The sequence below is a fragment of the Bradyrhizobium sp. WSM1253 genome (assembly GCF_000244935.1).
Taxonomy (GTDB): Bacteria; Pseudomonadota; Alphaproteobacteria; order Rhizobiales; family Xanthobacteraceae; genus Bradyrhizobium; species Bradyrhizobium canariense.
Window position 1 is genome coordinate 6329454 of the sequence record NZ_JH600073.1, and the last position, 21102, is coordinate 6350555.

Sequence of the window (21102 nt, forward strand, 5' to 3'; positions counted from 1 at the left end):
CGGCCTGCCCGGCCATCGTTAACGTGACGGCGGGCGTTAGCAAGGCCGCTTTGTGCCGCGCCGCCCGTGGCGATGCTGACATTTTCGCGAGCGGGCACGCGTTCACAACGCCGACAATTCGTCACAAAGGCGCAACCATTTGGCCGCGCCCGGCGTTGAAGATGCCTGCCTCGACAGGCGGCGTTCGCCGCCAATTGCCCCTTACACCGTCCCTGGGACCGAAAATGAACAAAGCCCGTATCACCGCCGCGTCATTGCCGGCCGGTTTGCCCGTCCGCCTGCTGTTTGCAGCCGCCGCCATGGCGCTGGCGCTGTTGTCGCTGCCACATGCCGGGCACGCGCAGGGCATCGTGCGCGGCGCCCAGGAAGGTTCTTATGAAGGCAACCGTATCGCCGGTCCTGTGGGCGGCGTGGTCGGTGGCGCGGTCGGCGCCGGTGTTGGCGGGGCCGTGGGAGCAGTCGAGGGTGTGTTCGGCATTCCCCATCGCGGCCACCGCCGCTGCCGCGGCTATTACGACGGATACAACCGCTTCCACTGCTATCGGTAACCCCTGGCGATTCCGGGGCGCGCGCGTGCCCCCGGAATGACGGCCGGGGTCAGTTCTTCAACCGATACCCCGTGCGGAAAATCCACCAGATCACGACCAGACAGATCACCAGGAACGCCGTCGTCATGCCGATGCTCACGGATACGCTGACGTCCGCGATCTCGTAGAAGCTCCAGCGGAAGCCGGAGATCAGATAGACGACCGGATTGAGCAGCGCCACCGTGCGCCAGGCGGGCGGCAGCATGTCGATGGAATAGAAGCTGCCACCGAGGAAGGTCAGCGGCGTCACCACCAGCATCGGGATCATCTGCAGCTTTTCGAACCCGTCGGCCCAGATGCCGATGATGAAGCCGAACAGGCTGAACGTCACCGCCGTCAGCACCAGGAAGGCCAGCATCCAGACCGGATGATGGATGTGCAGCGGCACGAACAGGCCGGCCGTGGCGAGGATGATCAGGCCGAGGATGATCGATTTGGTCGCAGCCGCGCCGACATAGCCGAGCACGATCTCGAAATAGGAGATCGGCGCCGACAGGATCTCGTAGATCGTGCCGGTGAATTTCGGGAAGTAGATGCCGAACGAGGCGTTGGCGATGCTCTGCGTCAGCACCGAGAGCATGATCAGGCCCGGCACGATGAAGGTGCCGTAGCTGACGCCCTCGACCTGGCTGATGCGCGAGCCGATCGCGGCGCCGAACACCACGAAATACAGCGAGGTCGAGACCACCGGCGAGACGATGCTTTGCAGCAGCGTGCGCCAGGTGCGCGCCATTTCGAACAGATAGATGGCGCGGACAGCCCGGTAGTTCATGACGCCCTCACGAGGTCGACGAAGATATCCTCGAGCGACGATTGCGTCGTGTCGAGATCGTTGAAACGGATGCCGGCGGTGCGGAGGTCGCCGAGCAGGCTGGTGATGCCGGTGCGCTCGCCCTTGGTGTCGTAGTCGTAGACCAGGGTCGCGCCACCGTCGCAGAGGTCGAGCTCGTAATGCCCGAGGCTCTCCGGCAGCGCATCGAGCTTGCCTTGCAGATGCAGCGTCAGCCGCTTCTTGCCGAGCTTCTGCATCAAGGTGGCCTTGTCCTCGACCAGCACGATCTCGCCCTTATTGATGACGCCGATGCGGTCGGCCATCTCCTCGGCTTCCTCGATGTAATGCGTGGTCAGGATGATGGTGACGCCGGATTGCTGGAGCGTGCGCACCACCTCCCACATGCCCTTGCGCAGCTCGACGTCGACGCCGGCGGTCGGCTCGTCCAGGAACAGGATCTGCGGCTCGTGCGACAGCGCTTTGGCGATCATCACGCGACGCTTCATGCCACCGGAAAGCGTGATGATCTTGCTGTCCTTCTTGTCCCACAGCGAGAGGTCCTTCAGCACCTTCTCGATATGATCGGGGTTCTTCGGCTTGCCGAACAGCCCGCGGGAGAAGCTCACGGTCGCCCACACGCTCTCGAAGGCATCGGTGTGCAATTCCTGCGGCACCAGCCCGATCAGCGAGCGCGCCTTGCGATAGGAGGTCTGGATGTTCTCGCCGCCGACCAGGACCTTGCCTTCGCTCGGATTGGCGATGCCGCAGATGATCGAGATCAGCGTGGTCTTGCCGGCGCCGTTGGGGCCGAGCAACGCGAAGATTTCGCCGCGCTTGATGTCGAGATTGACGTTCTTGAGTGCCTTGAAGCCGGACCCATAGGTCTTCGACAAATTGGCGACGGAAATGATGGAGGACATGATGGCCGCAAGTCTGAGGGGGGCGAAGGCTGGGGAGGGGAGGCTGGAACCTGCCGGGAGGACGGGTCAGCGGAGCCCTGAGATAGGAATGCCCTTGCCCGGCTGCAATTAGCCGGAGAAAAATGGCCTCAAAACAGGCCCTTCCGTGGCAGGTTTCGAGCAAGTGTTGCGCGATGGTCACGGCTTGCTGCTAAGATCGTCGTTCACGCGGCTCTTTGTTGCGTCTGCGAGCAGGCCATGGCTACGATTCCGGCCGAAGCATATTCCCAGGGAAAAGATCGATGAGACCGAACGGCCGTCACACCGCCGGCACCAGCCAGTTGTCCGCCCTCCGTGCATGGGCGATGGGCCTGCTTCTGCTGTCAGCTGTTGCCATCAGCCCGACCACCGTCAAGGCGGCGCCGAGCCAGGCTGCGGTCGCGACCACGCATGTCTACCTCCTCCGCGGCGTGCTCAACATCTTCTCGCTCGGGCTCGACACGATCGGCGCCCGGCTCCAGGCGCAGGGCATCCCGGTGACCGTCGCGAATTTCGTGTCGTGGTCCTCGCTCGCGGATGAGGCCGCCACCGCCTACAAGGCCGGCCGGCTCAAGACCATCGTGCTGGTCGGGCACTCCTCCGGCGCAACCGCGCTGCCGGACATGATCGCCAAGCTCAACCGTCTTGGCGTGCCCGTGAAGCTCGCGATCGGGCTCGACTCCGTGTTCAAGACCAAACTGTCGACCGGCGCCGAACGCTACATCAACATCTATATCGGCGACGGCCCCGGCGAGCCGGTGAAGCGCGCGGACGGTTTTCGCGGCAAGCTCGACAATGTCGACGTCCGCGGCTCCGGTGTCGGCCACATCTCGATCGACAAGAACGAAGCGATCCAGCGCCGCGTGATCGCCGAGATCGACGCCGCAATCATGCGCTCGCGCGCACCGGCTCCGGTTGCCGAACCCGGCGCGCCCAGGCCGGCGCGGTCGGCGGCGGCAACGGCTCCCCGGAACTAAGCCTTCGCCGCGAGCCGCTGAATTGACAATGCCGCCGTCATGCAGACGGCGGCATTGTCGTATCTGCAGAGCCAAACTCGATCACCTGCCGGTCGGAGGAAGGGAACTCGGCACCCGATCTGGTGTTGTCACACTATGACAAGGAAACGAAACGTCGGCCCCATGGCGGTTCAGCCCGAGCGGGCGTGGGCCGGTCGCCCTGTTTCCGAAAACGTCCTTGAGAAAAAGCCGCAGCCTCAATCGAGCCAGTTGAGCGCGACGCGAGCTGGCCTGTTGAGACAGCACGCGCTGCGAACGCAGCGGGCGCTGCTCGCAGGCAACAGCGACGGTCGCAAGAAATAAGAGTTCCTCGAATTGACAGGCCGGTGTTCCGGTGTGCCGTCTGTCTGGGGCCAGTCCACGTGAAGTTTTTTCAGTGCCCGTCATGCCGCCATCCTGTCTCGTTCGAGCACGTCGCGTGCGCGAATTGCAGCACCGAGCTGGCATTCGATTCCTCGCGCATCGAGATGACGAAACTTGCATCCCATCAAGCTTGCCGTAACCGCGAGATCATCGGCTGCAACTGGTGTGTCGAGGGCGCGAACTGGTATTGCGGCTCGTGTCGCGTCACGCGGACGATTCCGAACCTCGGCAGCACCAGAAACGTCATGCTCTGGCGCCGCATGGAGGAAGCCAAGCGCCGTCTTCTCTATGATCTCAGCCGCCTCAGGCTTCCGCTCGCATCGCGCAGCGGCGAACCATTGGCTTTCGACATTCTCTCGGACGAGGTCAGTCCGATCCTGACCGGGCATCTCTCGGGCCTGATCACGCTCAACCTTGCCGAGGCCGACGATGTCGAACGAGAATCTCGCCGCGTGGCATTCCGGGAGCCGTACCGCACGCTGCTCGGACATTTCCGGCACGAGATCGGTCACTTCTATTGGGACCTGCTCGTTGACGGCACGACATTCCAGGCCCCGTTCAAGCTGATCTTCGGTGACCAGGCGCAGGACTATCAGGCCGCAATCAACTCCTATTACAGCCGCGCCGACCGTTCATACGACCGGAGCGGCTTCATCAGCGAGTACGCCACGTCCCACCCCTGGGAGGATTGGGCGGAAACGTTCGCGCATTTCCTGCACATTGTGTCGACGCTCGACTCGCTGGCAGGTTTGCCGTTGTCGCTGGACGAGCGCGCCCGCCAGACCCTGACGGATCCCTATCTCGAGAGCGACTTCGAGGCACTCCTGGCCCTGTGGATGCCGCTTGCCCGCAGCATCAACGAACTCAACCGCTCGCTTGGGATGAGCGACGCATATCCCTTCGACATATCGCCGGCGGTCAAGGGCAAGCTGCATCTCGTCCACATGGCGATCAGCGCATTCCGCGATCAGCAGAGTTTGGCGGCGTAAACATCGCGCAGGACGGCCCCCGTTACGTCAGGAACGCGCGAATGCTGTCCGCGATCTCCTTCGCATGCGTCTCCAGCGCGAAATGACCGGTGTCAAAGAACTGCACCACGGCATTCGGATTGTCGCGTTTGAACGCTTCGGCGCCGGGCGGAATGAAGAACGGATCGTTCTTGCCCCAGACCGCCAGGAACGGCGGCTTGTGCTTGCGGAAATAGTCCTGGAAGGCGGGGTAGAGCGCGACGTTGCTCTTGTAGTCGCCGAACAGGTCGAGCTGCACGTCGTCCGAGCCCGGGCGCGCAAGGTAGAAATTGTCGAGGTTCTGGCCATCCGGTGACACGGTCATCGGATCGGAAACACCATGCGTGTACTGCCAGCGCGTGGCTTCCGGCGTGAGGAGCGCGCGCAGCGCGTCGCGATTGGCCGGCGAGGGATCCTGCCAATAGGCCTTGAGCGGAGTCCAGTTGTCGCTAAGGCCATCCTCATAGGCATTGCCGTTCTGCGAGATGATCGCCGTGATCCGCTCGGGGTGGCTGAGCGCAAGCCGGAAACCAGTCGGCGCGCCGTAGTCGAAGACGTAGACCGCGAACCGGTCGAAGCCGATCACCTCGGTGAAGCGTTCGATCACGCGTGCGACGCTATCGAACGTGTAACGGAAGCTTTCGCGCGAAGGCATGCCGGATTGGCCGAAGCCGGGAAGGTCGGGCGCCACGATATGAAACCTGTCCGCAAGCAGCGGAATGAGGTCGCGAAACATGTGGCCTGCGCTGGGGAAGCCGTGAAGCAGCAGGAGTTTTGGCGCTCCGACAGTGCCGGCCTCGCGATAGGCCACCTTGAATCCGTCGACATCCGCGCTGCGGTACGTGATTGACATGACCTTCTCCATTGGTAGTAACCCTATTAAAGCTAGCTAAGAGGTTACGTCCACCGTCGTAACTTGTCAATGGCGCCTTAACCGGTTATGTAGGTCCATGTTCTCCCGACCGGCCAAGGACCGCTCATGGATCGCCCGCCCGCCATGTTCATCGCCGACTCGCTCGGCCTCGACTTTCTCAACTCGGTGGCGACACCGGTCGATACGCCGGTGGACTGGATCGACGGTGGTCATGGCCTGATCGACTGGCTGGCGCAGGCAAAGCTGGTGCCGCCGGATGATCTGCACGCGCTGACGGCCCGCGCCACGCCGGACGAACTGGACAAGGTCGCGGATCAGGCGCGCGCCTTGCGCGAATGGTTCAGGGGATTCGTGCGCAAGCATGCGGGCCGGCCGCTCACGAGGGATGCATTGCGCGAGCTCGGTCCATTGAACAGCCTGCTGGAGCGCGACGAAGCCTTCAGCCGGATCGAGCCCGGGCCTCACGATGGCGGCGCTCTCGCATTGCGAATGAAACGGCGCTGGCGCTCGCCGGAAGCGCTATTGCTGCCGGTTGGCGAAGCCATGGCGAAGTTCGTATGCGACGAGGACTTTTCCAACGTCAAGGCGTGCGAGGGGCACAACTGCACCATGCTGTTCGCCGACCACACGCGCAGGCGCGCGCGGCGATGGTGCATCATGGCGGTCTGCGGCAACCGCGCGAAACAGGCTGCCCACCGCAGCAGGCTCAAGAGCGTGCAGTGATTGGGTGTCGAGATGCTGGAATGAGCGCGGATCGAGCCCCGGTTCCGTGCCCCAAATTCCACCCAATCGGCCGTCACTAAGCGCCTTTGGGGGAGGCTGCAGCCTCCCGGAGTGGGACTGCTGGACTGATGATCGATTTGAGGCGACTTCTCGCGCTGGCAGCCGTTGCGCTGCTCGCCTTAAGCACCGGGACGGCCGTTGCCTCACCTGCCAAGACGAAGCCCGCCGCGGCCGCACCCGCCGCACCACCGCCCGTACCGTTTGAGCCATTGCCGCCGCCGAAAATCTACCTGTTTCGGGGCGCCATGGGGCCGTTCTTCTCCACCGGCATGGACCGGCTCGAAGAGAAACTGACGCAGGCCGGCTTTTCCGCCAACGTCTATGAATTCACCATCTGCCGATGGATCGGCGATCGTGCCATCTCCAGCTACAAGGAAACGCCGGCGCCGATCGTGCTGATCGGGCATTCGATGGGCGGGCTTTGCTCGATCGTCATCTCGGAGATGGCGGCCAAGGAGAACATCCCGATCAGCCTCGTCATCACCATCGATCCCGCGCATGCGACCGGCGACGTGCCGCTCAATGTCGAGCGCTTCATCAACATCTACCTCTCCGACAGCGTGCTTGGCGGCGGCAACGTGGTCGCGGTGCCGGGCTATCGCGGTCACTATGCGAGCTATGACCTGAAGGAGAACGCGCGGGTCAGCCACATCAACATCGAGAAGTCCGACGACATCCACCGTCAGATCGTCGACATGGTCACGCAGTTGCCGCGCATTCCGCCCCAGACGCAGGTCGATGCCGTGCCGCTGCGCTATCTCGTGCCGGCGAATACGCTGGTCGAATTGTGGGACAGCGGCGTGCGGCAACCGGTGCGCCGCGGCGACACCATGGAGAGCATCGCGGCGGCCAATCGCGTGCCGCTGTGGTCGCTGGCGCAGAGCAATTCGCTGCCGGAGAACGCCACGCTCACCCCCGGCCAGTCCATCATCGTCCCGCGCCACCTGACGCCGCCGGAGCCGACAGCCGCCATGGCGACCCCGCCGGCCGCACGGCGGTAAGCGGTCAGCAACGGAGATCGCCGGGATGGAGCTTGGCTGATGCCAGGCACCATCCCTCGCGGCGCCTGTCATTCACGAATCTTGTGTCGCGGCAGCCATCTTGATGCGGATGTCGCCAAGGAGGAGCGAGCCGTGGTGGAAGCCCGGCCCGCCGGGCGATAGGGCGCGGCGAGAAGCATCAGAAACAATGCCCTTTCAGCCGCATATTTGGCGGCGGGTCGGCCATTTTCGAAGCCGTGCATGACGAGGCGTCCCTCCGTCGTACAGACATGCCATCGCCATGTCCTTCGACCGCATTTCTTCAGGAACACTTCGAACGTCGGGAGGTGTTCGGGCATGTCAATTAGCCGTGGCTGCTTGCCGCCCGGCGCGTGATTGCGTTCCCCATCGCGCCGTTCGGGGCCTGAAAGGTGAGCGGAAAGGCGGAGAGGGCGAGCTTCTCGATCGCCGAACGCTCCTCGGACACACGTCTCTCGATGAACCGCCGCTCGAACTCGGTCAGCTCGGTCTTGAGCAACCGCTGATAGCGGCTGATGTTGCTGCGGTGGCCGCGCAACAAGGCCAGCTCTTCATCAACCATCATCGCAATCCTCGTTGAGCTGTCGTTGCCTAGGCTGCGAGGCCGGTTCGTTCGACGGATCGCGTGCGGACCGGCTTGCCACCCGGAGGTCCTTTCGGATGGTGGTCGAGGCTCGCGAGCGCTTCCAGAATTTCGTCGATGGTGACGGCTTTGCCCGAGCCGGGCAGTTCGCGCAATGCCGGACTCGAGGCGATACTGGCTGCGTCCGAAGCCCAGGACGCGAGGATTGCACGCTTCTCGCCGATCGACAGAGTTGGATCGGCTAGGACGTCGCGGGGATGATCATAGACAGAGCCAGGGTGCAATATCGCATTCAGATCGATGATGTTGTCGACATGATCGAGCATGAGAGGTCCTCCTCCTTTCTTTAAACCTCTGACTTGCATTCGGGTGCGCGGTCGAAGGCCATGGTCGATCCCGCCCGACGATCGGGCGGGATCACCGGGTCTCCGACAGACCAAATTCAGGCGGCTTTGCCCTCGAGTTGATGCACGTTGCCGGACGGCGCGGCATTGATGGCAATTCGCCGCGGCTTCATGGCTTCAGGGATTTCCCGGACCAGTTCGATCTTGAGCAGGCCGTTCTCGAACGAGGCGCTGTGCACCTGAACATAATCGGCCAGGTTAAACTGCCGCTTGAACGGCCGCGCGGAAATGCCCCGGTAGAGATATTCGCGTTCGGTCCTGTCCGGCTTGTTTCCCTCGACGGTCACCGCGTTCTGCTCGGCCGTCACCGCGACCTCGTTGGGTGCAAAGCCCGCAATCGCAAGCGAAATCTGGTAGCGATCCTCGCCGATGCGTTCGATGTTGTAGGGGGGATAGTTGTCCTCGCCGGCACGCTGTGCCGTTTCAACGAGGTCGAAAAGGCGGTCGAAACCAACGGTCGAACGCCACAAGGGAGAGAAGTCGTAAGTGCGCATAGCCAGATCCTCCAAGGAGCAAAATGGATACGAACGACACCGGACACGACCGGTGCCCGTCTCAGCTTCCCGACCCACCAGGCGTCGGGAACGCCACCTCTCGGCGGCAGCGGAAAAATAAAAAAAGCCTGTTTTGGTTTCAAGAGGGGATCCAAAATTTTTTGGAATCCCCCGCGCCTCCCTAACCCTCTCGCCGCAAGAACGGGCGGGGAGGGAGACGCACCTCGGACTACGCGTTCGATCCGTGGATCGCCTCGATCACGGCGTCCGTCACGTCCTTCGTCGTCGCCGTGCCACCGACATCGGGCGTCAGCACGCCGGCTGCACATACTTTCTCCACCGCCGCCATCAACCGCACCGCCGCGTCCTTCTCGCCGAGATGCTCCAGCATCTGCGCGCCGGTCCAGAACGTCGCGACCGGATTGGCGATGCCCTTGCCGGTGATATCGAACGCCGAGCCGTGGATCGGCTCGAACATCGAGGGGAAGCGGCGCTGCGGGTCGATATTGCCGGTTGGCGCGACGCCGAGGCTTCCCGCCAGCGCGCCGGCGAGGTCGGAGAGGATGTCGGCGTGCAAATTGGTCGCGACAATGGTGTCGAGGCTCTTCGGATGCAGCGTCATGCGCACCGTCATGGCGTCAACCAGCATCTTGTCCCAGGTCACATCGGGGAATTCGGCCGCGACCTCGGCGGCGATCTCGTCCCACATCACCATGCCATGGCGCTGCGCGTTCGACTTGGTCACCACGGTCAGGAACTTGCGCGGACGCGACCGGGCGAGCTCGAACGCATAGCGCATGATGCGCGTCACGCCGACGCGGGTGAACACCGCGACCTCGGTGCCGACCTCTTCGGGGAGACCCCTGTGGGCGCGGCCGCCCATGCCGGCATACTCGCCCTCGGAATTCTCGCGCACGATCACCCAGTCGAGGTCGCCGACGCCGACATTGCGCAGCGGCGAGGCGACGCCCGGCAGAATCTTGGTCGGCCGCACATTGGCGTATTGGTCAAAGCCCTGGCAGATCGGCAGCCGCAGGCCCCACAGCGTGATGTGGTCGGGCACGTCGGGCGCACCGACCGCGCCGAAATAGATCGCGTCGAATTTCTTGAGCTCCGCGAGGCCGTCGGCCGGCATCATGACGCCGTGCTTCTTGTAATAGTCCGAACCCCAGTCGAACGTCTTGATGTTGAAGGCGAGATCGCCGCTACGTTTGGCCAGCGCCTCCAGCACGCGAACGCCGGCGGAGATGACCTCGGGGCCGATGCCGTCGGCGGGGATCGCTGCAATCGAATGGGTGCGCATGAAGTGCTCCGTCCAGATGTCGGTGGGATTGCGTGACGCTAGGGAACCTAGGCGGGGAGGGGCAGGGACTCAATCGACACTGGTTTATACAAAAAAATGATATAATTCCGTCACAGGATCAGAGGACCGGTGAATGGAATTGCATCAGTTGCGATGCTTCGTGGCGGCGGCCGAGCAGTTGCATTTCGGCCGCGCGGCGCAGCATCTCCAGATGTTGCCCTCCGCACTCGGCCGCCAGATCAAGCTGCTGGAGCAGGATCTGGATACGCGGCTGTTCGCGCGGACGACGCGGGCGGTGTCGCTGACGGAAGATGGCGCAATGCTGCTGCGCGATGCCCGTGCCATCCTCGCCCGCGTGGAGGCGGTCGAGAGCAATCTGCGCAATCGCTCGCGCGCAGGGGCTGCTCGAAAACTCCGGGTCGGCGCCATCGACAGTGCTGCGGCGGGGCTGTTACCGGCATTGCTCCGCGACTTCCGCGCAAAGCGTCCTGATATCGCGGTGCAGCTTCTGGAGGAGAAGACCGTCCGGCTGCTGCCAAAGATCCTGACCGGCGCGCTCGATCTTGCCTTCGTGCGTCCACCGGCTCAGCGGGACAAGCGGCTTGAATTCCGCGATCTGCTGCAGGAGACAGCCATCGTGGCCTTCCCGCAGCGCCACGCGCTGGCCAAACGCAAGTCGATCACGCTGGCGGAGATCGCCGAGGAGGCGATGCTGGTGCCTGATCGCCGCTCGCGGCCGCACAGCCACGACCTCACCATGAAACTGTTCGAGCAGGCTGGCCTCACGCCGCGCATCGTGCAGGTCGCCGACGAGAAGCAGACCATCATCAATCTCGTCGCAACCCGGCTCGGTGTCGCAATCGTGCCGCGTTGGTCCACCCGGATGGCGGTATCCGGCGTGCGCTTCGTGCCGCTGCGGCCAAAGCAGATCGGACCCGTCGGCCGGCTGCCGCTCGCTGCCGCATGGCTGCGCGGCTCGCGTGACCCGGCCCGCGACGCGATGCTGTCCGTGCTCGAGGCGCGCCTGCGCAGCTATGCGCGGGACGCCTGAGGCGCTATGACATCGGCTGGGCGAGAAGGGTGATGCGATGACGGAACGGAGAGCTTCGAACGAATTGCGGGTTGCCATCGCGGGGCTCGGCTCGATCGGCACCAAGATCGCGACCGCGCTCGATCAGGGCATCGAAGGATTGACGCTCTCTGCCGTGGCGGTGCGCGATCCCGCAAAGCATCAGACGTTCCTCGCCAGCCTGCGTCGTCCGCCATCCGTCCTGCCGCTCGACCAACTCGGCGACGCCGCCGACATCGTGGTCGAATGCGCGCCGAGCAGCCAACTGCGTGCGATCGTCGAGCCCGCGGTGAAACGCGGCAGGGCCGCGGTCGTCGTCAGTGTCGGCGGGCTGCTCGACAATTTCGATCTTGTCGATCTCGCCCGCGCCAATGGCGGCCGCATCCTCGTGCCGACCGGCGCGCTGATCGGACTCGACGCCGTCAACGCGGCTGCGATCGGCACCATTCATTCGGTGAGGATGGTGACGCGCAAGCCGATCGACGGCTTGAAGGGCGCGCCGTTCATCGTCCAGAACAACATCGATATCGACAATCTGCGCGAGCCGCTGAAGCTGTTCGAAGGCACGGCGCGCGAGGCCGCAAAAGGCTTTCCGGCCAATCTCAACGTCGCGGTCGCGCTGTCGCTCGCGGGCGTCGGGCCGGATCGCACCCAGGTGCAAATCTGGGCCGACCCGACCGTGACGCGCAATGTTCACCGCATCGAGGTCGAGGCGGATTCGGCGCGCTTCTCGATGTCAATCGAGAATATCCCGTCCGAGAATCCCAAGACCGGGTTGATTACGGCGCTGTCCGTGATCGCCCTGCTCCGCAAGCAGCGCGCCACGTTGTGTGTAGGGACATAGTGAGGTGGGATTTGGTTAGCCCAGACGGCGGTGCACTCCCTCCCCCGCTTGCGGGGGAGGGTTGGGGAGAGGGTGTCTCCGCAATGGGACAATCCCCCAGAGGCGGGAGCCCTCACCCGGCGCTCTGCGCCGACCTCTCCCGCAAGCGCGAGAGGTGTAGGGAGCCCGCAGCGCGTATCTCGACATAACTTCCGCCTACGCGCCCGTCACGCGCCAGATCACGTTGCCGACGTCGTCGGCCATCAGCAGCGACTTCTTGTCAGGACCGATCACGACGCCGACCGGGCGGCCGTAGGATTCCTTTTCGTCGGGTGCCAGGAAGCCGGACAGGATGTCGCGTGCGGGACCCGAAGGCTTTCCGTTCTCGAACGGGATGAACACCAGTTTGTAGCCGGACAGCGTGCTGCGATTCCACGAGCCGTGCTGGCCGATCGCCATGCCGTCGGGGAAGCCAGGCAGCGTGCCCGCCGGCATCCAGCACAGGCCGAGCGAAGCGGTGTGGCCGCCGAGCGCGTAGTCCGGCGTGAGCGCCTTGGCGACCATCGCCGGATCCTGCGGCACGCGCTCGTCAACCGTCTTGCCCCAGTAGCAATAGGGCCAGCCGTAGAAGCCGCCGTCGCGCACCGAGGTCAGATAGTCCGGCGGCGTTTCGTCGCCGAGGCCGTCGCGCTCGTTGACGACGGTCCAAAGCACACCGGTCGTCGGCTCCCAGGCAAGACCAACGGGATTGCGCAGGCCGGCGCCGAAGATGCGGTGCGTGCCGGCGACGAGGTCGAGTTCGTAGACCGCGGCGCGGCCTTCCTCGACCTCCATGCCCATCTCGGCGATGTTGCTGAGCGAGCCGACGCCGGCATAGAGTTTTTTGCCGTCGGGGCTTGCGAGCAGGCTGCGGGTCCAGTGGCCGCTTGGCTTGAAATTGGTGAGGCGCTTGCCCGGCGCGGTAATGCGATCGGCGTTCGCCACGTACGGGAAGGCCATCACGCCGTCGGTGTTGCCGACATAGAAGGTGTCGCCGACCAGTGCCATGCCGAACGGCTGGCTGAGATTTTCCATGAACGCGCCGCGATACTCCGCGACGCCGTCGCCATCCTTGTCGCGCAGCAGCGTGATGCGGTTGGCACTGACGCCGAGCGCGGCGGCGCGCCGCATCGTTGCCTGCATCGCGTAATGAAACACGGACCGCGGCGCCCCCGCGATCTGCGTCGCCTCCGCGATCAGCACATCGCCATTGGGTAGCACCTCGATCCAGCGCGGATGGTCGAGGCCGGTCGCGAACGCATTGACCTTGAGCCCGGGTGCGACCGTCGGCTTCTGTCCTTCGCTCCAGCCCCGCGCCGTCGGCATCTTCAGTGTCGGGATGGCGCCCTGCGGCTTGGCTTCGGGAATAGCGGGCGACTGGCCCCAGGCCGGCGCAGGCACGGTGCCCGACAGCTTCCGCCATTGCAGCGCGATGCCGCCGAGAAGCGCAACGAACTGCGCAAAGATGCTGGAAAACGTCATGAGAGGCCCCTGTTTGCGCGCGCATCCAACGGGCTGACGGGCCAGACGTCAACCTGTGTGGAGCGCCGCGGGGCTCTATTCCCGTGGAATGGCAGCCGTTCGAATTTGCATGGGACGAATCCCGGCAGGCTGCCCGGAGATCAGCGGCCGATCTGTTGCTCTAGCCGTCGCGCCGTGCGGAAATCATCCAGATGATGAACGTTCGGCGCCAGCGCGGCCTCCCTGGACAGGAGATGATAGACGCGCGCCACCGTGCGCTGCTTCTGCTTCGGCCGCCCGGGCGGCAGCGCCCGCGCCTTGCGGACGGCGGCGATCGCGTGCTCGCGAAAATAATCGTAGGCGTCGGACATGGCTCGATGCTCTGCGAGTGGTGGCAGGTATCGAGGGGCTAACGGGCGCAGGCAGCAGGGGTTCCTGGCAGCAGGGGGCCGATGTGTTGCGCACCCAGCTTCCTCAACGTCGTCCTGGCGAAAGCCAGGACCCATACCGCGGAATCCATCGATTGCGTGCGACCTCAGTTCCGGGCAATCCTCGCCAAACCGCTCCCTGGGGTAATGGGTCCTGGCTTTCGCCAGGACGACTCCGGAGGTGCAGCTGCGCTACGCTTGCGATGACAGCGTTGAAGCGATACCCGCTCTTACCGCGGCGACAGGAACGGGATGATCATCGGCACGCGGCGGCAATAAGCGCCGTAGGCGTCTTCGCCGAGCTCCTTGGACAGGAACACTTCTTCCATTCGGCCCTTCTGCCACATGCCGAGCGAGATCAGGATCGCGCCGAGCATCGCAGTGACCGTGCCGACCGCGATGCCGGTCACCAGCATGCCGAGGATCAGGCCGGTGTAGATCGGATGGCGCACGATGCCGTACGGGCCGGTGTCGATGACGCGGTGGTCTTGCTTGTGGGTGATGGTGTTGGACCAGAACTGTCCGAGATGCAGCCGTCCCCACCAGGTGAAGGAGATGCCGGCCAGCACGATCAGCGCCACGACGTAGACGGCTGTATTGCTGAACACCCAGAGCGGCTTCTCACCGAGCACCTCGGCGGTCCAGGGCGTGAACAGGATGCCGCCGACCAGGATCGGGATGCGATAGCGGCCGGACTCCAGCGTCATCACCTGCTTCTGGGTACGGCCCTGCCAGAACGAGGCGCCGACCCAGCTTGCGAGCCAGGCGAGCCAGATCAGGGCGAGCAGTTGCGTGGGCCAGGTCGTGGTCCAACCACCCCAGGCGACCGAGAGAAGCTTGCTGAAATCGAAGGACATGCGGAAAGGTTCTTTGGGTTGGGCGGCAGCTCAGCTGGCGCGCGAGGAGAGCGCGTGATGCTCGATGGCGCCGGAGGCAAGCGCGCCGCCGCGGGCGAGAAGATGGGTGATGGTTTCGCGCAGGACCGGCTCGATCGGGCGCGGCGCGTAGCCGAGCTCGGTGCGCGCCTTGCCGATCGAGAGGTCGCTAGCGGCGAGCGCGATGCGCACGCCCTCGGCAGTGCCGTTGGGCGGCCGGCGCGTGATACGATCGGAGAGATATTCGAGCATGATGCCCGACAGCTCGGCCATCTTGCCGGGAACGACGACCGGGAATTGCCGGCGGCCGCTCATCGCGGACATCATCCGCAGAATCTGGCCGAGCCTGACGCAGTCGCCGCCGAGGATGTAGCGCTGGCCGTTACGCCCGCGTTCCATGGTCAGCGCGAGGCCCATGGCGACGTCGCGGACGTCGACGAGATTGACCGGGAAGTCGAGATGCGGCTGCACTTTCTTCTGCAGGAAGTACCACAGCATCGCGGTCGGCGGCGTCAGATTATGATCGGCGGCACCGATCGGCATGGTCGGGGTGCCGATCACCAGCGGGAAGCCTGCGGCTGCGGCCTTCGCGGCGCAATGCTCGGCCAGCGATTTCGACCGCGTGTAGGCGCCCGGCATCGCATCGGCCGGCTGCAGCGCCTCTTCGGCGGGAACACCGTTGAGGTCGGAATAGGGGAACAGGATCGATTCCGTCGAGCAGTGCAGGAAGCGCGAGACCCCGCGCTTCATCGCGGCCGCGAGCATGATCTCGGTGCCGCGGCAATTGACATCGTGAAAGGCCTGCTTGTCGGCGACCCACATGCCGGGCAGGCCGGCGAGGTGATAGACCTGATCCACACCCGCCATCGCGGCATCGACCGCGGCGCCGTCCAGCACCGAGCCACGGGCATATTCAACGTCGGCATACGGCGTGGCCGGCGCACGAACATCGAGAACACGCACCCGCTGCCCACGGGCGCGGAGCGCTTCTACGAGATGATGTCCGATGAAGCCGCTGCCACCGGTAACCAGTACGAGAGCCATGCAGAAGGTTTGCTGTTTCGCGTCTAGAACTATCGGGTTGAAAGGGAATTGGTCGGAACTGGCGCCAGAATCGCGGCAAGGTCGCGACGGAAGCCCAATGCAATGAATAATTTTGCCATGACAAACATCGGTCCAAGCAGGAAATGCGTGGGGTGGTCGACCATCGACGGCTGCCGCTCCTCGAAAACCTTGTGGCCGACGACCTGCGCAGTGACGCCAAGTCCGATCAGCACCGCAAAAATCGACCACATCATGACGATCGAGACCTGATTGCCGATCGCGGTTGCGACCAAAAGCAGCACGATCATCGCGGCGAGGATGCCGAGCCCGATCCCGGCGTCCAGCATCAGCCAGTAGACCAGCACCGGCAGGGCAAGAATTACGGCCAGGCTGACCTCGATCCCGAACAGCGGGAAATGCACCTGCGTCAGCGGCAGCACAGCACCGGTGAAGAGCAAGAGGATGCCGACCACGTGCATCGCGCAGTTCCAGGGATCGCGATGATATTCGACGTAGTCGGCCAGTTGGTGTTGAAAATAACTGGCCATCTCGGTCTCGTGCAGCATGGGGTCGGGGAGGACGAAAAAAGCCTATAGCACCTGATAGGGCGGTGCACAAACCGGCGCGATTGTCGCGCGAGGCCGCGCCGTCGCGCTGTGAGACAGGTCACAAAACGATCGGGACTTCAAAGGGTTCCGTCAGGCGCCGTGGCGCGTCCGCTCAGTGCTTCCTAGCGGGCTTTTTCGCCGCAGGCGCAGGTGTCGCAGCCGGATGCGCAGGCGCTTCCTCCGGTACCTTGGCATAGGTCAGGATTTGCAACTGGCCGTTGACGACTGAGCTTGGCTTGGCGCGGTCGAGAAACTGCTCCTCGCCGAGGCCGATCGGATGCAGCCGCTTGGTCGAGATCTTGAACGTGTTCACCAGCACGTCGCGAATCGCGTCCGCCCGGCGCTGGCTCAGGATCGCGTTGGCCTCGCGCGTCTTCGCGTTGGATTCCACGTGGCCGACGATCAGGAACGTGTAGGGCAGCAGCGCGGCATGGACCAGCGCGTCGGCGAGGCGGCCGACGGTCTGGTAGGACGCCGGCTGGATGATCGGAGTGTCGGCGTCGAACTGGATCTGCGCGGTGAACGTCGGCAAACTGGCCAGATCAGGCGCGATCAACGGCCGGTTCACCGGACCCGGATCGTTCTTGATCCTGGCCTTGGCCCGTTCCATCACCTGCAGCTTCAGCGCGGGGATATCGATCTCGGCGGGCTGTTCGAAATGGTTGAGCTTGCCGACGATGTCGTCGCGGGTCGGCGGCGCCGTCTGCGCCTCGGCTGTGCCCGCGAGCAAAGCGAGGCCAAGCGCGATGCATATTCCGGCGGTGGTAAGCCTGTTCGCTGGCATCACCGATACCCCGCGTCGTCGACGGCCTTCAGGCAGTTGTTGCTGATGCCCTTGGGCGTCGAGATCAGGCAGGGGACCGCCTTGCTGGTCTCCTTGGTCGAGCCGCCGCAGACCTTGACGATCTCGCGCTGGCAGGCGTTCGCCACCGTGACGCGGGCAGCGACGCGCTTCTGGATCGCATCGAAGGCGCCGAGATAGTCGCTCTGGCACTGCTGCGAGAGCACGTCGCGGTTGCGCGACAGGCACTCCTTCAGGCGGGTCGAATCCGGGTTGACGCCGCGGCAATTGGCGACGATTTCCGCGCCGCAACTTTTCGCCAGCAGCCCGATCGCATCGCCAAAGCTCATGGTCTCCGCCGCCGCAAGCGACGGCATACCCAATGCCAGCAAGATCAGTGTGATGGAGCCCCGGACCATGGCCGCATCTGATACGGGGAAGTTCGCGGGGGTCAAGAGGCGTTCGGGCGAGAAGTGTCGAGAGTCCGACCAGTGCGGCGAACAGTCCTCACTCCGTGGCCTCAGTGAGGGGCGGCCATTCGATCAGGGCGACCGTGTGCTTCGCGAGGTCGTCGGCCACATCCGGGTCGGCCTTGAGCTCGTCCAATGTCCGCGGCGGGGGAAGCTGGCGGCCGTCCGCGATCAGTTCCTGTGCATAGAACGCGAGTGCCTCGGGCGCATTCTCCAGGGCCTCATCGACGTCGTCGCCGCCGGAAATGCAGCCGGGCAGGTCGGGAAACCACACGCCGACGGCTTCGTCCGGGCCGGCGTCCTCGATGATGGCAATGTAGTGCGGCATGCAGGCCTCACGCCCGCTGCACAAAACTGTCCACGACCTTCTTTTCCCCCGCCTTGTCGAAGGCGATGGTGAGCTTGTTGCCGTCGATCTTGGTGACGCGGCCATAGCCGAATTTCTGGTGGAAGACGCGGTCGGAGAGCGAGAATTCCGAGGTCGTGCCGGTGGATTTGGCCACCAGCTCGCCCTCGATCGTCAGGGGCCCCCGACGGCGCGAGGAGAAGCTGCCGAAATCGGGCGAGGACGACTGGGACGAAAACGACGAGGCCTGTTCCTCGAAGCTGCCGCGGCCGCCATTACCGCCCCCGCCGCCGCCGCGATTGCGATTGGCCTGGGCGCGCTGCCAGCCGGGGGTCGAATAGGTGGAGCCGAACGCTTCCATGTCGTCGAAGCGGGAGGCGCCGTAGCCGCCAGTGCCGCCCCAGGCCGAGCCGCCCTTGGATTCCGTGATCTCGACATTGGCCGCGGGCAATTCGTCGAGGAAGCGCGAGGGGATCGTGGTCGACCAGGTGCCATGGATCCGCCGATTGGTGGCAAAATAGATTTTGGCGCGGCGGCGGGCTCGGGTCAGGCCGACATGACCGAGCCGGCGCTCTTCCTCAAGGCCGGCGCGGCCCTGTTCGTCCAGCGTCCGTTGGCTCGGAAACAAGCCTTCTTCCCAACCCGGCAGGAACACGTTGTCGAATTCCAGCCCCTTGGCCGAATGCAACGTCATCAGCGACACCGCGTCCTCATCGGCGCCGCTGTCGCGGTCCATCACCAGCGAGATGTGCTCCAAGAACCCTTGCAGGTTCTCGAACTCCTCCATCGAGCGCACCAGCTCCTTGAGGTTCTCGAGCCGGCCCGCGGCGTCCGCCGAACGGTCCTTCTGCCACATCTCGGTGTAGCCGCTCTCGTCGAGCACGATCTGGGCGAGATCCGTGTGCGACGTGACCTCGCGCTGGGCGCGCCAGCGGTCGAACTGGGCGACGACGTCGCGCAACGAGCCGCGCGCCTTCGGCTTCAGCTCGTCGGTCTCGACCACCGCGCGCGCCGCTTCGAACAGCGGAATGCGGCGCTTGCGGGCGTGATCGTGCAGCATCTGCACGGTGGCATCGCCAAGGCCGCGCTTGGGCGTGTTGACGATGCGCTCGAAGGCGAGATCGTCGGCCGGTGAATTGATGACGCGCAGATAGGCCAACGCATCGCGGATTTCGGCGCGCTCGTAGAAGCGCGGGCCACCGATGACGCGATAGGGCAGGCCGAGCGTGACGAAGCGGTCCTCGAACTCGCGCATCTGGTAGGAGGCGCGAACGAGAATCGCGATCTCGTTGAGTTTGTCGCCCTGGCGCTGGATCTGCTCGATCTCCTCGCCGATGCCGCGGGCTTCCTCTTCCGAATCCCACGAGCCCGTCACCGTGACCTTCTCGCCGTCATGGTCCTCGGTGCGCAGCGTCTTGCCGAGCCGGCCCTCGTTGTGGGCGATCAGGTGCGAGGCGGCGGCGAGGATGTGGCCGGTCGAGCGGTAGTTGCGCTCGAGGCGGATGACCTTGGCGCCGGGAAAATCATGGTCGAAGCGCAGGATGTTGTCGACCTCCGCGCCGCGCCAGCCATAGATCGACTGGTCGTCATCGCCGACGCAGCAGATGTTCTTGACGTGGGGGGCAGCGAGTTCCGTCATTCCGGGGCGATGCGTAGCATCGAACTCCGGTGCGCGATCGCGCACCTGAGAATCTCGAACGGCAGACTCATCTCCGGATTCCGGGTTCGGCTCTTCGAGCCGCCCCGGAATGACAGTGGGCGAGGTTGGCTTCGTCGGTGCCTGCGACAATAGCCGCAGCCACAGATACTGCGCGACGTTGGTGTCTTGATACTCATCGACCAGGATGAATTTGAAGCGCTGCTGGTACTGCCGCAGGATATCCGGGTGCTCGCGGAAGATGCGGATGTCCTCGAGCAGCAGATCGCCGAAATCGGCGGCGTTCAAAATCTTCAACCGCTCCTGGTAGCTCGCATAGAGCTTGCCGCCCTTGCCGTTGGCGAAGATGGCGGCTTCGCCCGACGGCACCTGCGACGGCGTGAGGCCGCGGTTCTTCCAGCCGTCGATCAGGCCGGCCAGCATGCGCGCGGGCCAGCGCTTGTCGTCGATGTTGTCGGCTTGCAGCAGCTGCTTCAACAGCCGCACCTGATCGTCGACGTCGAGCACGGTGAAGTTCGACTTGAGCTGCGCCAGTTCGGCGTGGGTGCGCAGGATGCGTCCGCCGATGGAGTGGAAGGTGCCGAGCCACGGCATGCCTTCGACGGCATGGCCGAGCATCTGGCCCAGCCGGTGCTTCATCTCGCGCGCGGCCTTGTTGGTGAAGGTCACCGACAGGATTTCGGAGGGGCGGGCGCGGCCCTGGCTCAGGATATGGGCGATGCGCGTGGTCAGCACGCGGGTCTTGCCGGTGCCGGCGCCGGCCAGCACCAGAACCGGCCCGTCCAGCGTCTCCACAGCCTCGCGCTGCTCCGGATTGAGCCCGGACAGGTATTGCGGGCCCACCGAGGCGCGCGCGCGCGCGGCAATGCCGCCGGCTGCGGGCTGGTGGTCGGGGACGCTCTGGGACGTGATCTTGCTCGGCTCGGTCATGCGAATCATTTGCCCCACGTTGGCACCGCGGGGTGGTGAAAGGGGAGCCTTCTTAACAGGGATTGGTCCCTATATGGGGCCGCGGACGGGGGTTTTCCACGTGCGCGGAAAGCCAATTTGTTCCTGCGGGTCAGGCGAATTTCCGGCCCCAGCGGCCCGGAACCATTGTTCCGAGTTGGCGATTGGTTCTGCAAGTGAGGCGCGTCAGCCGCGCCGATCGCAGACAGACATCGAAACAGAGGTTCGGACCATGCTTAGCTGGGTTGTGACGTTTCTGGTTATCGCCTTGATCGCCGGTATCCTGGGCTTTGGCGGCCTCGCCGGCGCGTCGATCGAAATCGCCAAGATCATCTTCTTCATCGCGGTCGTGCTGTTCCTGGTCTCGGCCGTTGTCGGTCTGGCCCGCGGCCGTAACAGGGTCTAGCGCG

24 protein-coding genes are annotated in these 21102 nt (G+C 64.4%); 8 read left to right on the forward strand and 16 right to left on the reverse strand.

The annotated features are described in order from the left end of the window. The first annotated feature begins 224 nt into the window (after nucleotides 1-224). Nucleotides 225-548, forward strand: a complete 324-nt coding sequence (locus BRA1253DRAFT_RS30880; RefSeq protein ID WP_007600887.1) for a hypothetical protein — start codon at nucleotides 225-227, stop codon at nucleotides 546-548. Nucleotides 549-597: 49 nt separating this feature from the next. Here BRA1253DRAFT_RS30880 and BRA1253DRAFT_RS30885 read toward each other — a convergent pair whose 3' ends face one another. Together BRA1253DRAFT_RS30885 and BRA1253DRAFT_RS30890 are read right to left on the reverse strand one after the other, a co-directional pair. Further along, a complete protein-coding gene (locus BRA1253DRAFT_RS30885) occupies nucleotides 598-1359 on the reverse strand; it encodes an ABC transporter permease (RefSeq protein WP_007600888.1) in 762 nt (253 codons plus the stop codon). Further along, nucleotides 1356-2279 carry an ABC transporter ATP-binding protein gene (locus BRA1253DRAFT_RS30890; RefSeq protein WP_007600889.1) on the reverse strand — a complete coding sequence of 308 codons (924 nt, stop codon included), beginning with the start codon at nucleotides 2277-2279 and terminating at the stop codon, nucleotides 1356-1358. The genes BRA1253DRAFT_RS30885 and BRA1253DRAFT_RS30890 overlap by 4 nt, the downstream gene beginning before the upstream one ends. Nucleotides 2280-2560: 281 nt before the next feature. Here BRA1253DRAFT_RS30890 and BRA1253DRAFT_RS30895 point away from each other — a divergent pair, with 281 nt between their 5' ends. Next, entirely contained in the window at nucleotides 2561-3274 is a 714-nt protein-coding gene (locus BRA1253DRAFT_RS30895) for a hypothetical protein (RefSeq protein WP_007600890.1), read from the forward strand. 401 nt (nucleotides 3275-3675) lie between these two features. Further along, nucleotides 3676-4665: a putative zinc-binding metallopeptidase gene (locus BRA1253DRAFT_RS30900; RefSeq protein WP_007600891.1), complete on the forward strand. Its 990-nt coding sequence runs from the start codon at nucleotides 3676-3678 to the stop codon at nucleotides 4663-4665. Nucleotides 4666-4687: 22 nt separating this feature from the next. Here BRA1253DRAFT_RS30900 and BRA1253DRAFT_RS30905 read toward each other — a convergent pair whose 3' ends face one another. Beyond that, complete coding sequence (locus BRA1253DRAFT_RS30905) at nucleotides 4688-5536, reverse strand: alpha/beta fold hydrolase (protein WP_007600892.1); 849 nt, start codon at nucleotides 5534-5536, stop codon at nucleotides 4688-4690. Between the two features lie 126 nt (nucleotides 5537-5662). Here BRA1253DRAFT_RS30905 and BRA1253DRAFT_RS30910 point away from each other — a divergent pair, with 126 nt between their 5' ends. Together BRA1253DRAFT_RS30910 and BRA1253DRAFT_RS30915 are read left to right on the forward strand one after the other, a co-directional pair. Next, entirely contained in the window at nucleotides 5663-6280 is a 618-nt protein-coding gene (locus tag BRA1253DRAFT_RS30910; protein WP_007600893.1) for an ABATE domain-containing protein, read from the forward strand. Between the two features lie 128 nt (nucleotides 6281-6408). Beyond that, nucleotides 6409-7341 carry a LysM peptidoglycan-binding domain-containing protein gene (locus tag BRA1253DRAFT_RS30915; protein ID WP_007600895.1) on the forward strand — a complete coding sequence of 311 codons (933 nt, stop codon included), beginning with the start codon at nucleotides 6409-6411 and terminating at the stop codon, nucleotides 7339-7341. A 343-nt stretch (nucleotides 7342-7684) separates the two neighbouring features. Here BRA1253DRAFT_RS30915 and BRA1253DRAFT_RS30920 read toward each other — a convergent pair whose 3' ends face one another. The 4 genes from BRA1253DRAFT_RS30920 to BRA1253DRAFT_RS30935 all read right to left on the reverse strand — a co-directional run bounded on the left by BRA1253DRAFT_RS30920 (nucleotide 7685) and on the right by BRA1253DRAFT_RS30935 (nucleotide 10143). After that, nucleotides 7685-7924, reverse strand: coding sequence for a hypothetical protein (locus BRA1253DRAFT_RS30920; protein ID WP_007600897.1), 240 nt, complete (start codon nucleotides 7922-7924; stop codon nucleotides 7685-7687). 26 nt (nucleotides 7925-7950) lie between these two features. Continuing rightward, complete coding sequence (locus tag BRA1253DRAFT_RS30925; protein WP_007600899.1) at nucleotides 7951-8268, reverse strand: hypothetical protein; 318 nt, start codon at nucleotides 8266-8268, stop codon at nucleotides 7951-7953. Nucleotides 8269-8384: 116 nt separating this feature from the next. After that, nucleotides 8385-8840, reverse strand: a complete 456-nt coding sequence (locus tag BRA1253DRAFT_RS30930; protein WP_035994254.1) for an Hsp20 family protein — start codon at nucleotides 8838-8840, stop codon at nucleotides 8385-8387. 229 nt (nucleotides 8841-9069) lie between these two features. Next, nucleotides 9070-10143, reverse strand: coding sequence for a tartrate dehydrogenase (locus BRA1253DRAFT_RS30935; protein ID WP_007600901.1), 1074 nt, complete (start codon nucleotides 10141-10143; stop codon nucleotides 9070-9072). 133 nt (nucleotides 10144-10276) lie between these two features. On the opposite strand from BRA1253DRAFT_RS30935, the gene BRA1253DRAFT_RS30940 reads away from it, so the two are divergent. Both BRA1253DRAFT_RS30940 and BRA1253DRAFT_RS30945 read left to right on the forward strand, forming a co-directional pair. Further along, nucleotides 10277-11194 (forward strand): LysR substrate-binding domain-containing protein, encoded by a 918-nt coding sequence (locus tag BRA1253DRAFT_RS30940; RefSeq protein ID WP_007600903.1) that lies wholly within the window; start codon nucleotides 10277-10279, stop codon nucleotides 11192-11194. 37 nt (nucleotides 11195-11231) lie between these two features. Then, nucleotides 11232-12056 (forward strand): aspartate dehydrogenase, encoded by an 825-nt coding sequence (locus BRA1253DRAFT_RS30945; RefSeq protein WP_007600904.1) that lies wholly within the window; start codon nucleotides 11232-11234, stop codon nucleotides 12054-12056. Nucleotides 12057-12251: 195 nt separating this feature from the next. Here the strand turns inward: BRA1253DRAFT_RS30945 and BRA1253DRAFT_RS30950 are convergent, their stop codons facing one another. The 9 genes from BRA1253DRAFT_RS30950 to BRA1253DRAFT_RS30990 all read right to left on the reverse strand — a co-directional run bounded on the left by BRA1253DRAFT_RS30950 (nucleotide 12252) and on the right by BRA1253DRAFT_RS30990 (nucleotide 20683). Next, nucleotides 12252-13556 carry a sorbosone dehydrogenase family protein gene (locus tag BRA1253DRAFT_RS30950; protein WP_007600905.1) on the reverse strand — a complete coding sequence of 435 codons (1305 nt, stop codon included), beginning with the start codon at nucleotides 13554-13556 and terminating at the stop codon, nucleotides 12252-12254. 140 nt (nucleotides 13557-13696) lie between these two features. Continuing rightward, complete coding sequence (locus tag BRA1253DRAFT_RS30955) at nucleotides 13697-13906, reverse strand: hypothetical protein (RefSeq protein WP_007600906.1); 210 nt, start codon at nucleotides 13904-13906, stop codon at nucleotides 13697-13699. A 287-nt stretch (nucleotides 13907-14193) separates the two neighbouring features. Beyond that, on the reverse strand, nucleotides 14194-14820 hold the full coding sequence (locus tag BRA1253DRAFT_RS30960) for an isoprenylcysteine carboxylmethyltransferase family protein (protein ID WP_007600907.1): 627 nt from the start codon (nucleotides 14818-14820) through the stop codon (nucleotides 14194-14196). Nucleotides 14821-14850: 30 nt separating this feature from the next. Beyond that, complete coding sequence (locus BRA1253DRAFT_RS30965) at nucleotides 14851-15882, reverse strand: NAD-dependent epimerase/dehydratase family protein (RefSeq protein WP_007600908.1); 1032 nt, start codon at nucleotides 15880-15882, stop codon at nucleotides 14851-14853. A 29-nt stretch (nucleotides 15883-15911) separates the two neighbouring features. Beyond that, nucleotides 15912-16448 carry a DUF962 domain-containing protein gene (locus BRA1253DRAFT_RS30970; RefSeq protein WP_007600909.1) on the reverse strand — a complete coding sequence of 179 codons (537 nt, stop codon included), beginning with the start codon at nucleotides 16446-16448 and terminating at the stop codon, nucleotides 15912-15914. 154 nt (nucleotides 16449-16602) lie between these two features. Further along, nucleotides 16603-17274 carry an OmpA family protein gene (locus BRA1253DRAFT_RS44660; protein ID WP_007600910.1) on the reverse strand — a complete coding sequence of 224 codons (672 nt, stop codon included), beginning with the start codon at nucleotides 17272-17274 and terminating at the stop codon, nucleotides 16603-16605. Beyond that, nucleotides 17274-17690 (reverse strand): hypothetical protein, encoded by a 417-nt coding sequence (locus BRA1253DRAFT_RS44665; protein WP_007600911.1) that lies wholly within the window; start codon nucleotides 17688-17690, stop codon nucleotides 17274-17276. The genes BRA1253DRAFT_RS44660 and BRA1253DRAFT_RS44665 overlap by 1 nt, the downstream gene beginning before the upstream one ends. Before the next feature lie 88 nt (nucleotides 17691-17778). Further along, nucleotides 17779-18069: a type II toxin-antitoxin system HicB family antitoxin gene (locus BRA1253DRAFT_RS30985; protein ID WP_007600912.1), complete on the reverse strand. Its 291-nt coding sequence runs from the start codon at nucleotides 18067-18069 to the stop codon at nucleotides 17779-17781. A gap of 7 nt (nucleotides 18070-18076) precedes the next feature. Then, a complete protein-coding gene (locus tag BRA1253DRAFT_RS30990; RefSeq protein ID WP_007600913.1) occupies nucleotides 18077-20683 on the reverse strand; it encodes an ATP-dependent helicase in 2607 nt (868 codons plus the stop codon). 241 nt (nucleotides 20684-20924) lie between these two features. Here BRA1253DRAFT_RS30990 and BRA1253DRAFT_RS42105 point away from each other — a divergent pair, with 241 nt between their 5' ends. Next, nucleotides 20925-21098: a DUF1328 domain-containing protein gene (locus tag BRA1253DRAFT_RS42105; RefSeq protein ID WP_007600914.1), complete on the forward strand. Its 174-nt coding sequence runs from the start codon at nucleotides 20925-20927 to the stop codon at nucleotides 21096-21098. Nucleotides 21099-21102 lie beyond the last annotated feature (4 nt).